At 61.1% G+C, this 16931-nt stretch carries 14 protein-coding genes; 11 read left to right on the top strand and 3 right to left on the bottom strand.

Features of this window, described 5'->3' with window-relative positions; translation table 11 throughout:
• Positions 1 to 13: 13 nt before the first annotated feature.
• Entirely contained in the window at positions 14 to 778 is a 765-nt protein-coding gene (locus H7698_RS11725) for a sulfite exporter TauE/SafE family protein (protein WP_194691464.1), read from the top strand.
• Here the strand turns inward: H7698_RS11725 and H7698_RS11720 are convergent.
• On the bottom strand, positions 768 to 1082 hold the full coding sequence (locus tag H7698_RS11720) for a putative quinol monooxygenase (RefSeq protein ID WP_194691463.1): 315 nt from the start codon (positions 1080 to 1082) through the stop codon (positions 768 to 770). The two genes, H7698_RS11725 and H7698_RS11720, sit on opposite strands and share 11 nt — an antisense overlap.
• Positions 1083 to 1242: 160 nt before the next feature.
• Here H7698_RS11720 and H7698_RS11715 point away from each other — a divergent pair, with 160 nt between their 5' ends.
• The 7 genes from H7698_RS11715 (at position 1243) to H7698_RS11685 (ending at position 9550) form a co-directional block, all read left to right on the top strand.
• A complete protein-coding gene (locus H7698_RS11715) occupies positions 1243 to 1833 on the top strand; it encodes an NAD(P)H-dependent oxidoreductase (RefSeq protein WP_194691462.1) in 591 nt (196 codons plus the stop codon).
• 135 nt (positions 1834 to 1968) lie between these two features.
• Complete coding sequence (locus tag H7698_RS11710; RefSeq protein WP_162437859.1) at positions 1969 to 2880, top strand: LysR family transcriptional regulator; 912 nt, start codon at positions 1969 to 1971, stop codon at positions 2878 to 2880.
• 103 nt (positions 2881 to 2983) lie between these two features.
• Complete coding sequence (locus H7698_RS11705) at positions 2984 to 3877, top strand: NAD-dependent epimerase/dehydratase family protein (protein WP_194691461.1); 894 nt, start codon at positions 2984 to 2986, stop codon at positions 3875 to 3877.
• A gap of 222 nt (positions 3878 to 4099) precedes the next feature.
• Positions 4100 to 5545: a SulP family inorganic anion transporter gene (locus H7698_RS11700; RefSeq protein ID WP_194691460.1), complete on the top strand. Its 1446-nt coding sequence runs from the start codon at positions 4100 to 4102 to the stop codon at positions 5543 to 5545.
• 320 nt (positions 5546 to 5865) lie between these two features.
• Entirely contained in the window at positions 5866 to 7215 is a 1350-nt protein-coding gene (locus tag H7698_RS11695; RefSeq protein ID WP_162437862.1) for a GntT/GntP/DsdX family permease, read from the top strand.
• Between the two features lie 15 nt (positions 7216 to 7230).
• A complete protein-coding gene (locus H7698_RS11690) occupies positions 7231 to 8091 on the top strand; it encodes a MurR/RpiR family transcriptional regulator (protein WP_194691459.1) in 861 nt (286 codons plus the stop codon).
• Position 8092: 1 nt separating this feature from the next.
• The gene (locus H7698_RS11685; protein ID WP_194691458.1) at positions 8093 to 9550 is read left to right on the top strand and encodes an N-acyl-D-amino-acid deacylase family protein; all 1458 of its coding nucleotides are present in this window, start codon (positions 8093 to 8095) and stop codon (positions 9548 to 9550) included.
• Between the two features lie 135 nt (positions 9551 to 9685).
• Here H7698_RS11685 and H7698_RS11680 read toward each other — a convergent pair whose 3' ends face one another.
• On the bottom strand, positions 9686 to 10033 hold the full coding sequence (locus tag H7698_RS11680; protein WP_194691457.1) for a DUF6124 family protein: 348 nt from the start codon (positions 10031 to 10033) through the stop codon (positions 9686 to 9688).
• 505 nt (positions 10034 to 10538) lie between these two features.
• Positions 10539 to 11567: an AraC family transcriptional regulator GliR gene (gene gliR / locus H7698_RS11675; protein ID WP_162437866.1), complete on the bottom strand. Its 1029-nt coding sequence runs from the start codon at positions 11565 to 11567 to the stop codon at positions 10539 to 10541.
• A gap of 209 nt (positions 11568 to 11776) precedes the next feature.
• Here gliR and H7698_RS11670 point away from each other — a divergent pair, with 209 nt between their 5' ends.
• From H7698_RS11670 to H7698_RS11660, 3 genes are all read left to right on the top strand, one after another.
• The gene (locus H7698_RS11670; protein ID WP_194691456.1) at positions 11777 to 13372 is read left to right on the top strand and encodes an FAD-binding oxidoreductase; all 1596 of its coding nucleotides are present in this window, start codon (positions 11777 to 11779) and stop codon (positions 13370 to 13372) included.
• Between the two features lie 4 nt (positions 13373 to 13376).
• On the top strand, positions 13377 to 14981 hold the full coding sequence (locus H7698_RS11665) for a glycerol-3-phosphate dehydrogenase/oxidase (protein WP_194691455.1): 1605 nt from the start codon (positions 13377 to 13379) through the stop codon (positions 14979 to 14981).
• Positions 14982 to 15209: 228 nt separating this feature from the next.
• The gene (locus tag H7698_RS11660) at positions 15210 to 16778 is read left to right on the top strand and encodes an FGGY-family carbohydrate kinase (RefSeq protein WP_194691454.1); all 1569 of its coding nucleotides are present in this window, start codon (positions 15210 to 15212) and stop codon (positions 16776 to 16778) included.
• Positions 16779 to 16931: the final 153 nt, after the last annotated feature.

The raw sequence follows: 16931 nt of genomic DNA, 5'->3' as shown, positions 1-16931 counted from the left end.
CCACGATAACCCCATGAATACTCTCGTCGCGTTCTACCAGAATCTCGGCCTGGCCCTGTCGCTGATGGTCATCGCCACCTTCCTCCTGGCCGGCACGATCAAAGGCGTGATCGGCCTCGGCCTCCCGACCATTGCCATGGGTTTGCTCGGTCTGGCTATGGCTCCTTCGCAGGCTGCTGCGCTGTTGATCATTCCTGCGACATTGACCAACGTCTGGCAACTGGCCTTCGGTGGTCATCTGCATCGATTGATCAAACGGTTGTGGCCGATGTTGCTGGCGATTTTCATCGGCACGGGCGCGGGCACGCTGTGGATCGGCATGGCCGGTGGGCATTGGGTCGTACGAGGATTGGGCGCGGCGTTGCTGCTGTATGCGTTGAGCGGCTTGTTGCTGCCGACCTTCCACGTCGCCCCGCGCACCGAGCGCTGGCTGGGTCCGCTCTGTGGCGTACTGACGGGCGTCATCACCTCGGCCACCGGCGTGTTCGTGATTCCAGCCGTGCCGTATCTGCAAGCGCTGGGGTTGAACAAGGATGAGTTGGTGCAGGCACTGGGGCTGTCATTCACCGTCTCGACCCTCGCGCTGGCCGCCGGCCTGCTGTGGCGCGGCGCCCTCGGTGGAGGCGAGTTGAGCGCGTCGCTGCTGGCGTTGATCCCGGCAGTCGCCGGCATGCTGCTGGGTCAATGGTTACGCCAGCGCATCAGCGCCCCGTTGTTCAAGCGTGTTTTCTTCATTGGCCTCGGCGTGCTCGGCGGCCATTTGCTGATTAACGGCTAGCGGATGACGGGCTAAGCATATCAATGGCGCGGATATCGAAATCGCGCTCCAGATACTCCATGCGCATCTCGCGAAAACTCGCCATGTGCGGCAGGTTCGAGTGCACGTCGAGGTGAGCCTGGGACTGCCAGATCTCATAGAAGATAAACAGTGTCGGGTCCTGTTTATCGCGCAGCATGTGGTACTCGATGCAACCCGGTTCGGCGCGACTCGCTTGCACGTAGCCGCTGAAGAGCGCTTCGAACGCGTCCGCCTTTTCCGGACGGGTCTTGGCCTGCAGGATGAAGCCTTGAATCTCACTCACTAAAAAATCCTCGTTTAAGAATGAGTGCCAGTCTAAAGCAACAATACGCGGTCGATTCGTGCGTGCAGGTCAAATGAGTTTTGCGAATTCAGCGGTTACTCCGCGCGAGGCCGGTCGATATTCTGCCGCCATCGAATTCCAGACCTTATGAGAACTCCCCATGAAAAAAGTCCTGTTGCTCAATGGCGGTAAAAAGTTTGCCCACTCCGATGGCCTCTACAACACCACCTTGCATGAAGCCGCGCTGAGCGTACTGGACCGTGGCGGCATCGACGTCAAAGCCACCTTCATCGATGAGGGGTACGACGTCGCCGAAGAGGTCGCCAAATTCCTTTGGGCCGACGTCATCATTTACCAGATGCCCGGCTGGTGGATGGGCGCTCCGTGGACCGTCAAGAAATACATCGACGAAGTGTTCACCGAAGGCCATGGCAGCCTTTATGCCAGCGACGGTCGTACCCGTTCCGATGCCTCGCAGAAATACGGCAGCGGCGGCCTGGTGCACGGCAAGCAATACCTGTTGTCGCTGACCTGGAACGCGCCGCAGCAAGCGTTCGACGATCCGACCGACTTCTTTGAAGCCAAGGGCGTGGACGCGGTGTATTTCCCGTTCCATAAAGCCAACGAGTTCCTCGGCATGACTCGCCTGCCGACGTTCCTCTGTGTTGACGTGATGAAACGCCCGAACATCGAGGCGGATGTGGCGCGTTATGAACAGCATCTGGCCGAGGTGTTTGGCCTGTCAGCCTAAGTGTTTCAGGCTACTATCGGTCGCAACGATTGAAGAGATCGCAGCCTGCGGCAGTTCCTACAGAGTGATCATTTCCCTGCAGGAGCTGCCGCAGGCTGCGATTTTGGCGATAAGTGCAACGCTGAGAGGACACACGTGAAAGCCAGATCCGATGAATTGCAGATTTTCGTCTGCGTGATTGAATGCGGGTCGATTTCCGCTGCCGCCGAGCAGGTCGGGCAGACGCCCTCTGCCGTCAGCCGCACACTGTCGCGGCTGGAGGCCAAGCTCGACACCACCTTGATCAACCGCACCACGCGGCGCATGGACCTGACGGAGGAGGGCAAGTACTTCTTCGAGCATGCCAAGCGGATTCTCGATCAGATGGACGAACTCGAAGAGCGCCTGACCTCCCGCCAGCAAACGCCGTCCGGGCGTCTGCGCATCAACGCCGCGTCGCCCTTCATGCTGCACGCGATCGTGCCGTACATCGACGAATTCCGCCGCCTCTACCCGGACATCCAGCTTGAGCTCAACAGCAATGACTTGATCATCGACCTGCTCGAACAAAGCACCGATATCGCCATTCGTATCGGCACCCTGGCCGACTCGACGCTGCACGCCCGCTCCCTGGGTTGCAGCCCGCTGCACATCGTCGCCAGCCCGGCTTATCTGGAACAGCACGGCGCGCCCTTGGCGGTTGCGGACCTGACCGAACATAACCTGCTGGGCTTCACCCAGAACGAAGGTTTGAACCAATGGCCGTTGCGCTACGTGCATGGTGACCGCTGGCCGATCCAGGCCTCGATCAGCGCCTCCAGCGGCGAGACGATCCGGCAGCTGGCACTGGAAGGTCAGGGCATCGCCTGCCTGTCGCACTTCATGACCATCGAGGATATTCGCGCCGGTCGCCTGCATGTGCTGCTGGCGGATTTCAACAGCGGCTATCGCCAGCCGATCAACGCCGTGTACTACCGCAACTCGCAACTGGCCCTGCGGATTCAGTGCTTCCTCGACTTCATTCAGGGGAAACTGGCCGCGTACGCACTTGCAGATTTCAACGGCTGATTCGTGATCCCTGCGCAAGAGTGATTTGGGCTGCACCGTCTGTTTCCAGGGGGCCAGGTCCTCAATACTGGACACATCACTTATTCACGCAGAGAGTTTCTCCATGAACGTATTCGTTACCGGCGCTGCAGGTTTTATCGGCGGTTCTATCGCTACCGGTCTGGTCCGGGCTGGTCATACCGTCACGGGGCTGGTTCGCAGCACTGAACAAGCCAATGAGTTGAAGGCGCTGGGGATCACTCCGGTCATCGGGACGCTTGATGACAGCGCACTGCTGACCGAGCAAGCCCAGGCGGCCGACGCCGTCATCAATGCCGCCAGTAGCGACCATCGCGGCGCAGTGCAAGCCTTGCTCGACGCGCTGCGCGGTTCCAACAAAGTGTTCCTGCACACCAGCGGTTCGAGCATCGTCGGCGATGCGTCGGGCGGCAAATCCAGCGACGTCATTTACATCGAAGACAACCTGCCGGAGCCTACCGTCGACAAGGCGGCGCGCGTGGCCATCGACAACCTGATCCTCGCGGCAGCGAAAGACGGCGTGAACTCGGCCGTGATCTGCAACACCCTGATCTACGGCCACAGCCTGGGCGTCAATCGCGACAGCGTGCAATTGCCGCGCTTGCTGAAACAGGCGCGTAAAAGCGGTGTGGTGCGTCACGTCGGCAGCGGTCAGAACATCTGGTCCAATGTACACATCGAAGACGTGGTGGCCCTTTATTTGCTGGCGCTGACCAACAACGTTCCGGGTACGTTCTATTTCGTCGAAAGTGGTGAAGCGTCGTTCATCGACATGACCACGGCGATGGCCGAAGCGTTGAAACTGGGCGCGCCGCAAGACTGGCCGCTCAAGGACGCCGAAGCCGAATGGGGCTATGAAATGGCCAACTATGGCCTGGGCTCCAACAGCCGTGTGCGCGGCAAACATGCGCGCGAATTGCTGGGCTGGGTACCGAAACGCACGTCGGTGGTTGAATGGATTCGTGACGAAATGGTGTGAGTGCGCTGTAGACCGCGTCATCGTTCATCGCTAGCAAGCTAGCTCCCACAGGGGGCTTTGTTGAACACAAAATCTGTGTTCGGCAGAGATCAAATGTGGGAGCCAGCCTGCTGGCGATGGCATTTTCAGCCTCCCCGCAACTGGCCGAATTGCCCCCAATTCCGTAACATCCCCACCCTCGTTTCCGGCCACGTCCTGCGGCCCGTACAGTCTGGGTAACCCATGAAACCACAACGTCTGCGCGCCGATGTCCTGGCCGGACTCACGACCTCGTTCGCCTTGCTGCCCGAATGCATCGCCTTTGCGCTGGTAGCTCATCTCAACCCATTGATGGGCCTGTATGGCGCGTTCATCATCTGCACCCTGACTGCACTGTTCGGCGGCCGCCCGGGCATGGTCTCCGGAGCCGCCGGATCGATGGCGGTGGTCATCGTCGCGCTGGTGGTGCAACACGGCGTGCAGTACTTGCTGGCGACCGTGCTGCTGGGTGGGCTGATCATGCTGGCCTTCGGTCTGCTCAAGCTGGGCAAGCTGGTGCGCATGGTGCCGCACCCGGTCATGCTCGGCTTCGTCAACGGCCTGGCGATCATCATTGCCTTGGCGCAGCTGGAGCATTTCAAGAACGGTGAAGCCTGGCTGAGTGGCGCCCCGCTGTACCTGATGACCGGCCTGGTGGCTGCGACGATGGCGATCGTCTACCTGCTGCCACGTCTGACCCGCAGCGTGCCGCCCGCGCTGGTGGCGATTCTCGGTGTGGGGCTTGCGGTTTATTTGCTGGGCCTGCCGACCCGCACCCTCGGCGACATGGCCCACATTGCCGGCGGCTTGCCGACCTTCGCGCTGCCGGACATTCCCTGGAATCTCGAGACCCTGCGCATCATCGCCCCTTACGCCCTATTGATGGCCATGGTGGGGCTGCTGGAAACCCTGCTGACACTGAACCTCACCGATGAAATCACCGAGAGCCGTGGCTACCCGGATCGGGAATGCGTGGCGCTGGGTGCAGCCAATATGGTCTCCGGGCTGTTTGGCGGCATGGGCGGTTGCGCGATGATCGGGCAGACCGTGATCAACCTCAGCTCCGGCGGACGTGGGCGGTTGTCCGGGGTCGTGGCCGGTGTACTGATTCTGTTGTTCATCCTGTTTTTGTCGCCGCTGATCGAGCGAATTCCGTTGGCCGCGCTGGTGGGCGTGATGTTTGTGGTGTCGCAGCAAACGTTCGCCTGGGCGTCGTTGCGGGTGCTGAACAAAGTGCCGCTGAACGACGTGCTGGTCATCGTCGCCGTGACGGTCATTACGGTGTTCACCGACCTCGCCACCGCCGTGCTCTGCGGCATCGTCATCGCAGCACTCAACTTCGCCTGGCAGCAGGCCCGCGAACTGTACGCCGACGCGCACATCGAGGCCGACGGCAGCAAGCTTTACCACCTGCACGGCACACTGTTCTTCGCCTCGACCACGCCCTTTCTCAATCAGTTCGATCCCGCCAATGACCCGGCCGTGGTGACGATCGATTGCCGTCACCTGAGATTCGTCGACTACTCGGCCATCGCCGCACTGAAAACCCTGCGGGAACGTTACGCCAAGGCCGGCAAACACCTGCGCGTGTTTCACCTCTCGGAACGCTGCAAGCAAATGCTCAAGCGCGAAGGTGCAGAGTTCGCCTGACACGAGAACGCCAAACATTACAGCAGACAGTCATCGCGAGCAGGCTCACTCCCACGATGGATCTCTGTCGAACACACAATCTGTGTCCACTGAAGATCCACTGTAGGAGTGAGCCTACTCGCGATGAACGATGACGCGGTGACCCCTGTTACTGATGAAAATCCGCAGCGTCTATTTTCATTACCTGCGACGCCGCATGCCTCTAAACGACAAACCATATCCCTGAACGAAAATAACTTTCATGCGGTTTGAAAATCACGTCTCGAAATGATTTAAGAGTTTCACAACCCATTCGACGTGACCCTTTCGAGGAGTACCGCATGACACCGTCCTTCGGCTATTGGCTGCTGGTTTATGCCGCCATCGCCATCATCGCGCTGATCGTTCTGATCGCCCGTTACCGTCTTAATCCCTTCATCGTAATCACCTTGGTGTCTATCGGCCTGGCCTTGCTGGCCGGGATGCCACCTTCCGGTGTGGTCGGCGCTTACGAGGCCGGCGTCGGTAAAACCCTGGGGCACATCGCGCTCGTGGTCGCGCTGGGCACCATGCTCGGCAAAATGATGGCCGAGTCCGGCGGCGCCGAGCAGATGGCGCGCACGCTGATTGATCGATTTGGCGAGAAGAACGCGCACTGGGCGATGGTCTGCATTGCGTTCCTGGTCGGACTGCCGCTGTTTTTCGAGGTCGGTTTTGTCTTGCTGGTGCCGATCGCCTTTACCGTAGCGCGGCGTGTGGGCGTGTCGATCCTGATGGTTGGTTTGCCGATGGTTGCCGGCTTGTCCGTGGTGCACGCCCTGGTGCCACCGCACCCGGCCGCCATGTTGGCAGTACAGGCTTATCAGGCGTCCGTGGGGCAGACCTTGCTCTATGCGATTCTCATCGGTATTCCGACGGCGATTATCGCCGGTCCCCTGTACGCCAAATTCATTGTGCCGCGCATTCAACTGCCGGCGGATAATCCGCTGGAGCGCCAGTTCCTCGACCGCGAACCGCGGGATCGTCTGCCGGGTTTCGGCATCACCATGGCGACCATTTTGTTGCCGGTGGTCCTGATGCTGATCGGCGGCTGGGCGAACCTGATTTCAACGCCAGGCAGCGGCTTGAACCAGTTTCTGCTGTTCATCGGCAACTCGGTGATCGCCCTGCTGCTGGCGACCGTATTGAGTTTCTGGACCCTGGGCATTGCCCAGGGCTTCAGTCGCGAATCAATCCTCAAGTTCACCAACGAATGCCTGGCACCCACCGCCAGCATCACCTTGCTGGTGGGCGCCGGCGGTGGCCTTAACCGGATTCTGGTGGACGCGGGCGTCACCGACCAGATCGTCGGCCTGGCCCAGGAGTTTCATCTGTCGCCACTGCTCATGGGCTGGTTGTTTGCAGCGTTGATGCGCATTGCCACGGGCTCGGCCACGGTGGCCATGACCACCGCTTCGGGCATCGTAGCCCCGGTGGCCATTGGTCTGGGATATCCCCATCCGGAGTTGTTGGTGCTGGCGACGGGCGCGGGGTCGGTTATCTTTTCCCACGTGAACGACGGCGGCTTCTGGTTGATCAAGGAATACTTCAACATGACCGTCGCCCAGACCTTCAAGACCTGGACCGTGCTCGAGACCATCATCTCGGTGGTTGCTTTCGGTCTGACCGTGGGTCTTTCCTACCTGCTTTAACCGGAGCCGCCCGCCATGGACATCCTCTACCACATCCGAGCCCGTCAGGATTCCTTCAGCGCTGGCGAAGGACGCATCGCCCGGCTGATGCTCGATGACGTAGGGTTTGCCGCGTCCGCCAGCCTCGATGAACTGGCGCAGCGAGCCGAAGTGAGCACCGCGACGCTGTCTCGTTTTGCCCGCACGGTGGGCTGTCGCGACCTGCGTGATTTGCGCCTGCAACTGGCCCAGGCCAGCGGTGTCGGCAGCCGTTTTCTCGACCCGGCGGGCACGCCTGAGCAGTCTGCGTTCTACGGGCAAATCGTCGGCGATATCGAGTCGACGCTGCGCCAGCACTTGTCGGCGTTCGACGAGTCGCGCTTCGCCGATGCGGTCAAGTTGCTCGGCCAGGCGCGGATGATTCACGCCTTCGGCATGGGCGGCTGTTCGACCTTGTGCTGTGACGAGTTGCAAGTTCGACTGGTGCGTTTCGGTTACCCGATCGCGGCGTGCCACGACCCGGTGATGATGCGCGTCACCGCCGCCAGCCTGGGTGCGGAACACACGGTTATCGCCTGCTCCCTGACCGGCATCACCCCCGAACTGCTCGAGGTCATTGAACTGGCGCGCAACTACGGCGCGCGGATTCTTGCCATCACCCGGGCCGATTCGCCGCTGGCGCAATTGGCCGATGTGGTGATACCGCTGCAAGGCGTTGAAACTTCATTCATCTACAAACCCACCGCAGCGCGCTACGGCATGTTGTTCGCCATCGACGTGCTCGCCACCGAGGTGGCACTGGCCAATCCTGAAGACAATCAAGAGCGTCTGCGGCGGATCAAACTCGCCCTGGACGATTACCGCGGCGGCGATGACCATTTGCCGCTGGGAGACTGACATGAAGTACGACACGCTGATTCGCAACGCCCTGATCATCGACGGCAGCAACAGCCCCGGCTACACCGCCGACGTAGCGATTCTGAACGGGCGCATCGAGCGCATCGGTGACTTGCAACACGACTCGGCCAACGAAGAAATCGACGCGGCAGGTCGGGTGTTGGCGCCAGGATTCATCGACGTGCACACCCACGATGACACCGTGGTCATCCGCCAGCCGCAGATGCTGCCAAAACTCAGTCAGGGCGTGACCACGGTGATCGTCGGCAACTGCGGGATCAGCGCCTCGCCAGTGAGCTTGCGCGGCGATCCGCCCGATCCGATGAATCTGCTCGGCACCGCGTCAGCGTTTGTTTACCCGACATTTCGCGATTACCGCGCCGCCGTCGAAGCGGCGCAAACCACGCTGAACGTCGCCGCGCTGGTCGGCCACACCGCGTTACGCAGCAACCACCTCGACGACCTGTTCCGCACCGCCACGCCGGATGAAATCAGCGCCATGCGCGAGCAGTTGCGTGAAAGTCTGCAAGCCGGTGCCCTGGGTTTGTCCACCGGTCTGGCCTACGCCAGCGCCTTCTCGGCCTCCACCGATGAAGTGATGCAACTGACCGAAGAACTGACCGCCTTCGGTGCCGTCTACACCACCCATTTGCGCAGCGAATTCGAACCGGTGCTGGACGCCATGGACGAGGCCTTCCAGATCGGCCGTCATGCAAAAACGCCCGTGATCATCTCCCACCTAAAATGCGCTGGCGCCGGCAATTGGGGACGCAGTCCGCAACTGTTGGCAGCGCTTGAAGAGGCGGCGAAGACTCACCCGGTGGGCTGCGATTGTTATCCCTATGCGGCCAGCTCTTCGACCCTGGACCTCAAGCAAGTCACCGACGCCCATCGCATCACCATCACCTGGTCGACGCCGCATCCGGAGCTGGGTGGTCGCGACCTGATGGACATCGCTGCCGACTGGGGTGTGCCACTGCTGGACGCCGCCCGCAAGTTGCAACCGGCGGGTGCGGTGTACTACGGAATGGACGAGGCTGACGTACGCAGAATCCTCGCGCATCCGCTGTCGATGGTGGGCTCTGACGGATTGCCGGAAGACCCGTTTCCGCATCCGCGTTTGTGGGGCGCTTTTCCAAGGGTGCTTGGGCATTTCAGTCGCGACGTCGGTCTGCTCCCACTGCACACCGCCGTGCACAAAATGACCGGGCTGTCCGCCGCACGATTCGGCTTGAAGGAGCGGGGTGAAATCCGTGAAGGCTATTGGGCGGATCTGGTGTTGTTCGATCCTCTGACGGTTCGCGATGTCGCGGATTTCAAAGATCCGCAACGCGCGGCGCAAGGGATTGACGGGGTGTGGGTCAACGGTGTGTTGAGCTATCGCGATGGCCAGGCGAATGGCCGTAGGGAAGGGCGGTTCTTGGCGCGGGAAGGAGACTTGCGGGTAGGTTTTAATTAAGCGCAGTAAAGTCAAACGATCGCAGCGTGCCGCAGCTCCTACATTGACCGGGTCTAACCACACATTTCGCGGTTACCCACAAACCCAGGTAGGAGCTGCCGAGTGGAACGAGGCTGCGATCTTTTGATCAGACCATCATGCCGGCGATTCGAGGCGATCCAGCACCCGATTCACCGTCAGCTCGCCCAGCATGATGACTTGCGCAATTCCCAACAGCGCATTACGCGACGTCCCCTCCAGATGATCCACCAGATCAGTGGCCATGACATTGGCCGACGCCAGCGACTCGCAGGCATAGGCCAGCAGCGTTTCGGTATCGGCCTCGGGATTGACCGTAAAGAGGGAGCAGAGTTTGTGTGGGGTGGCTTTGATGTCGGCGAATGAGGGGGCGCGTTCGGCGGTGTTGTGAGGAGTATCTGAGACGGGTTCGTCTGATGGTGCTGCCGGATCTGCGTCTGGCGGATTGGGGGTAACTTTGACCATGGGATCTTTCCTTTAGTAGGCCGCAACCGTCTCGCGACTAAACGAAAGGGAGGCGGCTGTGCGCAAGTTAGTCGACCGGTAAAGAACCCAAATCCGGCGCATCCGAAGACGCCTCGCGCACAGCCACCATCAAGTGCAGGTAGATGCCTGACTGATGACACGTGTGCAACCGTTGGGAACTATCCGGGCGACTAAACCCGATCACTGAAAATCAGTGACCCGAACCAAGTTACCGACCCACCCCAAGCCGCACAAGCCGGCGGATTCTGGCGTACCTGTAGGTATCCACGCAAGAAACTGTAGCTTTCAAGACGTGAAGCTGACACCGATTAAACAAGCCCCGCGCGCTCCAGAACACACATGCCCAACTGTGAGAGCGAGCCTGCTCGCGATGAGGCCCGAACACCCAACTCAATCAACCAGGCAAGCCACATAATGCTGACCCACACCCGGATTCATCCTACGTATCAAGCGGAAAATTCCTGCCGTCCACTGCTTGAAAGTTTCAGTCATCAACCGCCACCCGATGAGTCTGCCGAAATTCCCCCGGCGGTATCCCGCGACGGCTCTTGAACGTGCGATGAAATGAGCGCGGTTCGGTAAACCCCAAGTACTGGGCAATGTCCTGAATCGGCAGGGCGCTATTGAGCAGGTAGTGCTCGGCCAGCTCCTGGCGCAAATCATCGAGGATCTGCTGGTACGACGTGCCCGCCTGATGCAGCTGGCGTTGCAGCGTGCGCACGGACACGGCGAACTGTTCAGCAACCTGTTCTTTGCGTGGCAGCCCTTCCTTGAGCAACTGGCGCAGGATGCTCTTGACGCGTTGCTCCAGCGACGCGTCTTCCAGCGTGGCCATCAAACCCTGCGCATGTTCTTCCAGGGTGCGCAGCAATTGCGCATCGGCCTGGCGCAATGGCAGCTGTAAATAGGGCAACGGCACTATCAGCGCCGAATAGGGCTGCTCGAACAACACGGGGCAGTCGAAGAATTCCTCGTACTGCGCCAGCGTTGTGTCGTGGGGCTGTGAATGCTCAAGCCAGACAGCGGCCGGAGACAGCTGGGTATCGGCAATCCAGCGCGCATATTGCAGCCACGAACCGAGGACATTCTCCACCAGGTGCCGGCGGATTCGCGGGCGTTGATGGCGGCAGGTCCAGATCAGGTGCACGTGTGGGTCTTGCACTTCGGCGCGGCTGACGCCCATGTCCCCCACCAGTTTCTCGAACGGCATGATGCGGCTCATGGCGTCGCCCAATGTCGCGCAATTCATGGTGATGTAGCCCAGCACGCTCCAGGAGTTGGGCAATACAAAACGCGCTGCATTGAGGCCGAACAGCGGGTCATTCGAGTGTTCACAGAAATAATCGAGCAACCGTTCATGGACCTCACCCGGCAACCGCAGGCTGTTGTCGCTCAACTGGTGCGACTGCAACCCGGCGGCCGTCAGCGCAGGCTCAATGGCAACGCCCAGTTGCTCGGCGTAGCGCAGGTACTTGAGCAACGGGGGAACTGAAGTGAAGCCGAGGGATTGCATGATCGTGTTCCTTTGATCAAGGCCCGCTTGCGCGGATGAATGCCCTGAAAGGTAGTTTGAAACCACAGCTAAAGTAAATGACTTAAACCGGCGCGGGTTTGACTCAATTGGCTACTCGAACTGGCCGGATACGACCGTGACACTTTCCAGCGGCTAGCTAGTATGGGGGCCTGAAAGATCACTGATAAAAACGATAAAAGGACACACGCATGCGACGCTGGAACGGCTGGGGAGATGCAACCACGGTGGTCGAGCTGCCGGCTCAGGGCGCGGGATTTCTCGCCGAGCGAGTGGGTGCCGGTCGTGCATTGCCCGATGCAACGCTTGAGGCAGCACTGGCCAGGGTGCCGGTCTCGCGATTGGCGGCGCATGGGCTGTATAGCGTCGAGCCGCACGATCGCCTGCTGCATGCCCGAGGCCAGAGCCTGCCGGACTGGCTGGCGTTGCGCGAAGGAGCACCGGGGATTTATCCCGACGCCGTGGCGTTCCCTGAAAGTGCCGAACAGATCCGCCAGTTGCTGACGCTCGCCGAGACCCGGGATCTGTGCCTGATTCCTTATGGCGGGGGCACGTCGGTGGCCGGGCACATCAACCCTCCGAGCTCCACGCGGCCCGTGGTTACGGTGTCCCTGGCCCGCATGAATCGCCTGACCGACCTTGATGAGCAGAGCTTGCTGGCCACCTTCGGTCCCGGCGCCAGTGGTCCGCAAGTGGAAAGTCAGCTACGTGCCCGTGGGTATACCCTCGGGCATTTCCCGCAGTCGTGGGAGCTGTCGACATTAGGCGGTTGGGTCGCCAGCCGTTCCAGTGGCCAGCAGTCGCTGCGCTATGGACGAATCGAGCAACTGTTTGCCGGTGGCACCCTGGAAACGTTTTCCGGCCCCCTGGAGATCGCGACGTTCCCGGCCTCGGCTGCCGGTCCCGACATGCGCGAAGTGGTGCTGGGCAGTGAGGGTCGTTTCGGGATCATTTCCGAGGTCAAGGTGCGGGTCAGTGCGCTGCCCGCCGATGAGCGTTTCTACGGGGTGTTTTTGCCCGACTGGCCGCAGGCGCTGCGAGCGATCCGGCAATTGGCCCAGGCACGCGTTCCGCTGTCGATGCTGCGCCTGTCCAATGCCGTGGAGACCGAAACCCAGCTGGCACTGGCCGGTCACCCTCAGCAAATTGCCTGGCTGGAAAAATATTTGGCCCTGCGTGGCGCCGCTGCAGGCAAATGCCTGCTGACGTTCGGCGTGACCGGCAATCGGCGGCAAAATGCGCTGTCCCTCACTCAGGCCCGACAGCACCTTAAAGCCTTCGGCGGGGTGTTCACGGGCACCTTGCTGGGCAAGAAGTGGGCGCAAAACCGTTTTCGTTTCCCGTACCTGCGCGAGAACCTGTGGAACGCCGGCTATGTGGTGGACACCCTGGAAACCGCTACCGACTGGAGCAATGTCGACAACCTGCTGAACCGTATCGAAACCAGCCTGCGCGATGCCCTGGCCGCTGAAGGCGAGCGTGTGCATGTGTTCACTCACCTGTCCCATGTCTACGGCGAAGGTTCGAGCATCTACACCACTTACGTGTTTCGCCCGGCGGCGGATTACCCGGCCACGCTCGCACGTTGGCAGGCGCTCAAACAGGCGGCGAGCCAGACGATCGTCGACAACCACGGCACCATCAGTCACCAACATGGCGTGGGCAAGGACCACGCGCCGTATTTGCTGCGGGAGAAGGGTTTTCTGGCGATGGACACGTTGCAGGCCCTGAGTCGGCACTTCGATCCGGCCGGGCGGTTGAACCCTGGCACGCTGTTGCAGGAGTGACGGCATGAGCCATGACTGGAATGCCGCGTGGCGACAGCGCGTGCTGCCGACACTGGGGGATGAAACCTGGGACCTGATCGTCATCGGCGGTGGCATCAGCGGCGCCGGCATCCTGCGCGAGGCCGCACGCCGTGGCTGGCGTTGCCTGCTGCTGGAACAGCGCGATTTCGCCTGGGGCACTTCCAGCCGTTCTTCGAAAATGGTCCACGGTGGCTTGCGTTATATCGCCAAGGGGCAGTGGCGCCTGACCCGTGACTCGGTCCACGAACGTCAGCGCCTGCTCGACGAAGCGCCAGGACTGGTGGAGCCCATGAGTTTCATGATGCCGCATTACCGTGGCGGCTTTCCCGGGCCACGGGTGATGGGCGGTTTGTTGACCGTCTACGACGCGCTGGCCGGGCGACGTGACCATCGTTTTCACAATGCGCAACAGCTGCGTTATCTGGCACCGGGTGTGAGGGAAGATGGCCTGTTGGGCGGCACCTGTTTCGTCGATGCCCTCACCGATGACGCGCGTTTGGTGATGCGTGTCCTGAGCGAAGCCCGGGCCGATGGCGCTACGGGGATTAACGGCCTGCGGGTGCAGCAGCTTGTACGTGATGAAGGGCGGGTGTGCGGGGTTCAGGTCGAGGATTGTGAAGGCGGCGGATCGATGCAACTGCGTTGTCGCGTCTTGGCTGTGGCGACGGGCGCCTGGGCCGAACGTCTTCGCCCATCCGACGTCCCTCGCCAGTTGCGTCCGTTGCGCGGCAGCCATGTGTTGCTGCCGGGCTGGCGCTTGCCGGTGGCTCAGGCGTTTACCTTTTTGCACGACAGCGACCGTCGCCCCGTGTTTGTTTTTCCTTGGGAAGGCGCCACGGTGGTGGGCACCACGGACCTGGACCATCACGAAGACCTGGACCAGAGCGCGAGCATCAGCGCTGAGGAACTCGACTACCTGCTGGCTGCCTGCACACAACAGTTTCCACAGGCCCAAGTGTCCGCTGCCGATGTGTTGTCGACCTGGTCGGGCGTGCGCCCGGTGGTGGGCAGCGCCGCAGGTGAGCGCCAAGGCAAACCCTCGAATGAAACCCGCGAGCATGTGCTGTGGCACGAGCCCGGTTGCGTGACGCTGGCCGGTGGCAAGTTGACGACCTTTCGCCCGCAGGCCATCGAAGTGCTCAAGGCGTGCGCGTTGATGCTCGAACGTCCTTTCGAAGATGACGGCGCACCGGTGTTCGTCGCCGTCCCTGACCTGTTGATTCCGGGGCTCAGTGGCAGCCAGTGGCGACGCCTGGCCGGGCGTCATGGTCGTGACCTGCCGAGGCTTGCGCGACTCATCGAGGCGTTGGGTCATGACACCGTTGGCGCGACGGACACCTTGTGGGCTGAACTGGCCTTTGCCTGTGATACAGAGATGATTTTGCACCTGGATGACCTGCTGTTGCGTCGTACCCGCCTGGGCCTTTTGCTGGCCCGAGGCGGCGAAGATTTCATGCCCGCCATTCGCCACCTTTGCCAGTCCCGGTTGGGCTGGGACGATGAGCGATGGCATCAGGAGGAACAGCGTTACCGGGCGTTGTGGCAACGCCATCACGGCTTGCCCGGCGGTTCGTTGTTGAACCAATAGGACCACTGCATCTGTTGCGCTGACACTCCCGAACACCTGTAGCCGCTGAGGAGCGAAGCGAGGCTGCGTTCGGCTGCGAAGCAGTCGTCAAATGTTGGATGGCGAGGACGTTGTCCTCGAACGCAGCCTCGCTTCGCTCCTCAGCTGCTACAGGTTCAACGGCTGCCCTCAACTGCAACCCCAGCATTTCAGGAACGTGCGTCACCCATACCCATTGAAGAGAGCTCCATGGATAACCACTCGAACAAGCGTTACCTGCTGGCCATCGACAATGGAACCCAAAGCGTGCGCGCGTTGCTGTTCGATCTTCAGGGCAATCTGCTGGGCAAAGGCAAGGTCGAGCTGCAAGCCTATTACTCCACGCAACCCGGCTGGGCTGAACAGGACCCGGATTATTATTGGGCGAAATTGGGGGAGGCGTGCCAGCAGGTGTGGGCGCAAACCGGGATCGATCGCACACAGATTGCCGGCGTATCCCTGACCACCCAGCGCGGCACGCTGATCAACGTCGACGCCCAGGGCAAAGCGTTGCGCCCGGCCATCCTGTGGCTCGACCAGCGTCAGACCGAGGTCGAAGGCGGCATCAAAGGCCCCTGGGGTTGGTTGTTCAAGTTGGTTGGCGCCCAAGCCACTGTGGATTATTTTCGCGCCCAGGCCGAGGCTAACTGGATTGCTCGCCACCAGCCTGATGTGTGGGCAGCGACCGACAAATTCCTGCTGCTCTCGGGGTTTCTCACCCATCGATTGTGCGGACGCTTTGTCGATTCGGTGGGCTGCTGCGTGGGCTATCTGCCTTTCGACTTCAAGCGCTTGCGCTGGGCCGCGCCCTCCGACTGGAAATGGCAGGCGCTGGCCGTGCGTCCCGAGCAACTGCCTACGCTGCTCAAACCTGGTGAGACCCTGGGCTACATCAGTGCCGAAGCGAGCTGTCACACCGGCATTCCCGAAGGACTGCCCTTGATTGCCGCCGGTGCCGACAAGGCGTGTGAGGTGTTGGGGGCCGGCGTGGTCGACACCAGCACGGTGTGCCTGTCCTACGGCACCACAGCCACAATCACCAGCACCCGGTCGCGCTATCTGGAAATCGTCCCGCTGATTCCTCCTTACCCGGCGGCGGTGCCGGATCAATACAACTGCGAGGTGATGATCTATCGCGGCTACTGGATGGTCAGTTGGTTCAAGAACGAATTTGGCCTGCGGGAAATGCAGCAGGCCAAAGAGCAGGGCGTGGAGCCGGAGCAACTGTTCGATGCCTTGGTCAACGCCGTGCCGCCGGGCTCCATGGGCCTGATGCTGCAACCCTACTGGTCGCCGGGCATCCGTGAGCCGGGTGTGGAAGCCAAAGGCGCGATGATCGGCTTCGGCGATGTGCATACCCGCGCGCACATATATCGGGCGATCCTCGAAGGCTTGGCGTATGCCTTGCGTCAGGGCATGGAGAACATCGAGAAGCGCTCGAAGACTCCCATCAAGTGCTTGCGGATTGCCGGTGGCGGTTCGCAAAGCGATGCGGCCATGCAACTCACGGCAGACATTTTCGGCCTGCCGGCGGAGCGTCCGCATGTCTACGAAGCGTCCGGTCTTGGCGCCGCGATTTGCTGCGCCGTCGGCCTTGGCCTGCACGCCGATTTCCCTTCGGCGATCGCCGCGATGACCCGGGTCGGCGCGGTCTTCATGCCTCAGCCCGAAGCGCATCAGACCTACGAACGCCTGTACAAGGACGTGTATTTGCGCATGTACCGTCAGCTTAAACCCCTGTACCAGAGCATCCGGGAAATCACCGGCTATCCCGCCTGAAGTACCTGTGGGAGCAAAGCTTGCTCGCGATGGACGTCAACGATGACGCTGTCAGCCTGATGCCCCGCGGTGTCTCACGATCATCGCGAGCAAGCTTTGCTCCCACAGGTGATCTGGTTTGCGTCCGTGGATATCACGGCGGCAATTGGTTTT

Origin of the sequence: Pseudomonas sp. p50(2008) (assembly GCF_015351605.1) — a bacterium.
Lineage (GTDB): Bacteria > Pseudomonadota > Gammaproteobacteria > Pseudomonadales > Pseudomonadaceae > Aquipseudomonas.
This window is presented reverse-complemented; position numbering and strand designations above follow the sequence as displayed.